The following is a 3,908-nucleotide window of genomic DNA, read 5'->3' on the forward strand; positions in this document are numbered from 1 at the left end:
AACGCCGCCCTCATCTGCCTCGCCCGACGCCGCTGCGACGTCCTATACGCCATGCTCCGCGACAAGATCCCCTACCAGCCACGCCCCACCAGCCCGGTCCCCGCTTGACGAAACCCATAGGGACACCTCCCGCGCCGAGGACGCCCTGTTCCAGGCCATCTGAGACCGGCAGGGGCACGGCATCACCATCCTGATCACCCACCGGCTGGCCAACGTCCGCCACGCCGACCGCATCTACGTCCTGCACCACGGCCGACTCGTCGAAACCGGCACCCACGACCAGCTCATGAACGCCGACGGGCGGTACGCGGAGATGTTCACCCTGCAAGCCGCCGGCTACGACACCACCGGGCCCGCCGCGGTGGTGGCCCGGCAGACCGCGACCGCCTGACGGAGCACGCTATGACAACGGCCAGCCCCACGAAGCCCTCGCCGCCCACGTTGGTGATCATTCGAGGGAACTCCGGCAGCGGGAAGACCACGACCGCCCGCGAGGTACGCCGCCGTTTCGGACGCGGTGCGGCCCTACTGGAGCAGGACTACCTGCGCAGGACCGTGCTCCGGGAACACGACAGCGCCGGCATCGACCCGGTTGCCCCGGCGTTCATCACCGCGACTGCGCGCACTGCCCTCGACCTGGGCTACCACGTCATTCTCGAAGGCATCCTGCACACCGAACGCTACGCGGCCGTGCTGCACCAGCTCATCGACGACCACCCCGGCCCGGTTGCCGTGTTCTACCTGGACGTGTCCTTCGACGAGACCGTCCGCCGCCACCTCAGCCGCGACGTGCCGATCCCCGTCACCCCCGACGAGATGCGCACCTGGTACACCCACCGCGACCTGCTCGACATCCCCGGGGAGACCGTCATCGGCGAGACCAGCACCTTCGAACAGACGGTCACCACGATCCTGCACGCCAGCGGTCTCACCACGGTCGCATCGCAGACGCCCTGCCCCCGGCGATGCCCGCACTGCGCCCGCAAGGCCGACCAGACGGCCGCCGCGACGGAGGCTCCGTGACGCCGCCTCCGGACCGGAACCCGCAGCTCAGACCCGCCCGTGTCCACCGCAAAGCACTCAAGGCGTACCCAGAGAAGAAAGACCACATTGATGAGAGACACGCCACCGACGCCTCAAGGGACAACCGAGGTGACCAGCACGTTCGTGATCGATGGTGTTCCGGGACGGCTGGCCACCACCGCCACCTCGAACGGCGAGCTCGGTCACGTCGACCTGCGGGCCGGCACGCACAACTCCACCCTGGCCGGGCTCACCGACGCCCTGTCCTGCGCGATCACCACCGCACTTCGTGCCGGAGCACCCCCAGCCACGTTCGTCGACGCGTTCCGGCGCACCCACTACGTTCCGGCCGGCACGACCGGTGATCCGGACGTGCCCTACGCGACGTCGCTGGGCGACTACCTCGCCCAGCGACTGCACCACAACCACCTCGACGGGGCGGAGCGGCTATGACGGCGCTGCCCGCCGGCCGGGCGAACCCAGACATCGAGCGCGGCGACGAGTTGCGGGAGCTGATCAGGGCCGACCTGCCGCTGATGCGGGCGCTGACCGTGGTGCGGGACTCGGGGCTGCCCAACGCGCGGATCGGCGCCGGTGTCCTACGCGACCTGGTCTGGGGACGCCGCTACGGAAACGGGTTCGACCTGCGCGCGGTGCGGGATGTCGACGTGGCGTTCTTCGACCCCGCCGACCTGAGCCGGGACAACGACGACCGGGCCACCGCCCGGCTGGCCACAGCCGAGCCGGGCCTGCCATGGGAGGCGAAGAACCAGGCCGCCGTACACACCTGGTACCCGCGACGATTCGGCGGACCGCCGGTCACGCCGTTTCGCAGCATCGCCGAGGCGGTCGCGACCTGGCCCGAGTACGCCACCGCCGTCGCGATCCACCTCGACCCCGACAACCACCTCGCGCTGTGCGCGCCGCATGGCCTCGATGATCTCCTCGACGGCGTGTGGCGGCGCAACCCCACCCGAGTCAGCGAACAGGCCTCCCTCGAGCGGCTTGCCCGGCTTCAGCCAGCGCGGCGGTGGCCGAGAGTCCGCGTCATCACCAGTCCACCCGCAGGCAGGGAAGGCCGGTGACCGGGGGCCAACGCTACCGAACCACCCTACTCAAACTGCGACGGAGGCGACGTCATGACGATCGACAACAAGGACATCTTGCAGGTCTTGACGGCCTACCTCGGGTCCTACCCTCACGAAGCCGCGTCGCTGTCGGTGCCGCTGCAACTGCTGCATGAAGGGGCGGACGTCACCTCGCGGACCCACCTTCCGATGCACGTCACCGTAGGCGCGCTCCTGGTGCGCGGCGGAGCCGAGGTGCTGCTTGTCGATCACCTTGCCTATGGAATCCTGCTGCAGCCTGGAGGACACCTGGAGCCGACCGACACCTCGCTGATCGATGCGGCGATGCGGGAACTGGCGGAGGAAACCGGTGTTGATGCCAGCGATGTCGCCTCGACCTCACATGTGCCCGCCTACGTCGAGTACGGGAAAGTGCCGGCCCGCCCCGACAAAGGCGAACCGGAACACTTCCATCTCGACTTCGGGTACTGCTTCACCACGGCTTGCGCTGATGTGGGATCGATCCAAGAGTCGGAGGTGGCAGGCGCCGCTTGGTATCCACTGGGCGAGGCCGAGCGGCTCGTAGGCCACCGCATCGCGCGGTCGTTGAGGACATCGGCGTAATCTCTCCGGCCGGTCCCGGGCGGTGTCTGATCGAACCGAACCGCCGGTGGACCTGCATGCTGCGGCTCTTACCGGTACGACGTCGGGCTGACACCTTTCGCTCGTCGCGTCAGCGGGGGCGAGTCCCACCAGACGTGGTGACCGCGAGCGTCACAGGGTGACGCCAGCGGTAACTCGTAGGTCCCAGCCAGGCAGGTCCTCCCCGTCGTTGGGAACGAGATGGGGGCGGAACCAGCCGGCGTCGGGTCGGCCTGCTCGCTCCCATCGGTGCAGCCACGACCGCAGCGCGGTCAGGGACGGTGAGCGTGTGCTGTCGGCGAGGATGGTGCCGTCGGTCAGGATGACGGCTGCGGTGGTCGCGGTGGTGTGCCCGATGCCGCGCTTGCCGTCGTCCAGGGCGGCGATGCTGCGGTGAGATCCGCCAGCGACGACGGAGTAGGCCGTCCATGACGGCCAGTCCAGAGGTGCGCGGTGGTAGGTCTCGGTGTGACCGGGGTTGCGCAGTAGGTTGAGCGCGGTGCGGGCGCCGGTGTGTTGCGGGTCGTCCTGGACGCGCCAGCCGATGGATATCCATGCCGGATCGGGGCGGTCGGTGTGGTGGTCCACCCAGCGTCCGGGCAGGGTCAGGGCGTCGACGACGGCGGTGGCGGTGCTTTGGGCGTAGCCGCCGAAGGTGACTATCTCGACGTGCGGTTGTCCTGCGGTCAGCGCGATGGTGGTGACCAGGGTGGTGGACGGCTGCGCGGCGATGGGCAGGCAGGCCACGATCCGTCCGTCTGGGGCGAGTTGATCCACCCACGCCCGGGGTAGCCGTGGGGGTGTGCACCAGGCGGCGATGCGCTGGTAGGGAGCGTGTGGCGGGTAACCGTTCATGCCGTCGGCGGTATGGCAGGTAATGGTGGTGACGCCGCGTTGGCGGTGCAGGCGGTCCGCCCAATCGACGAGGTGGCCGCTGATGTCGATGCTCGTCACGCGTCCGGTCGCGCCGGCTCGGGCGGCGAGTAGCGCTCCGGAGTAACCGGTGCCGGTGCCGATCTCCAGCACGTGGTCGCCTTCGCACACATGCAGTGGGCTTCCCCCTGAGATGTGGACACCCTGAGACTGGATGTTGGTCCAGAGGAAGGGGTGTCCCCGTTGGGGCGTCCATCGAAGTACACGGAAGAGTTCCGGCGTGACGCGGTTGACCTGGTCCGT

Annotated in this window: 5 protein-coding genes and 1 pseudogene; 5 read left to right on the forward strand and 1 reads right to left on the reverse strand. The window is 69.0% G+C overall.

Translation table 11 applies throughout. The features are described 5' to 3' along the window. Positions 1-130 precede the first annotated feature (130 nt). The 5 genes and pseudogenes from F6X68_RS31410 to F6X68_RS31430 form a co-directional block, all read left to right on the forward strand. Positions 131-391: pseudogene (locus tag F6X68_RS31410) on the forward strand (ABC transporter ATP-binding protein); the annotation flags it as partial. Between the two features lie 11 nt (positions 392-402). Then, positions 403-1,023: an AAA family ATPase gene (locus F6X68_RS31415; RefSeq protein ID WP_151457641.1), complete on the forward strand. Its 621-nt coding sequence runs from the start codon at positions 403-405 to the stop codon at positions 1,021-1,023. 129 nt (positions 1,024-1,152) lie between these two features. Beyond that, on the forward strand, positions 1,153-1,476 hold the full coding sequence (locus F6X68_RS31420; protein ID WP_151457642.1) for a hypothetical protein: 324 nt from the start codon (positions 1,153-1,155) through the stop codon (positions 1,474-1,476). Then, a complete protein-coding gene (locus F6X68_RS31425; protein WP_151457643.1) occupies positions 1,473-2,108 on the forward strand; it encodes a nucleotidyltransferase family protein in 636 nt (211 codons plus the stop codon). The genes F6X68_RS31420 and F6X68_RS31425 overlap by 4 nt, the downstream gene beginning before the upstream one ends. A gap of 54 nt (positions 2,109-2,162) precedes the next feature. Beyond that, on the forward strand, positions 2,163-2,714 hold the full coding sequence (locus F6X68_RS31430) for an NUDIX hydrolase (protein WP_151457644.1): 552 nt from the start codon (positions 2,163-2,165) through the stop codon (positions 2,712-2,714). Positions 2,715-2,864: 150 nt separating this feature from the next. Here the strand turns inward: F6X68_RS31430 and F6X68_RS31435 are convergent. Beyond that, the coding region (locus F6X68_RS31435; protein ID WP_225852545.1) for a protein-L-isoaspartate O-methyltransferase at positions 2,865-3,908 on the reverse strand (1,044 nt) is incomplete at its 5' end.

Source organism: Micromonospora sp. AMSO12t (genome assembly GCF_008806585.1).
Classification (GTDB): Bacteria; Actinomycetota; Actinomycetes; order Mycobacteriales; family Micromonosporaceae; genus Micromonospora; species Micromonospora reichwaldensis.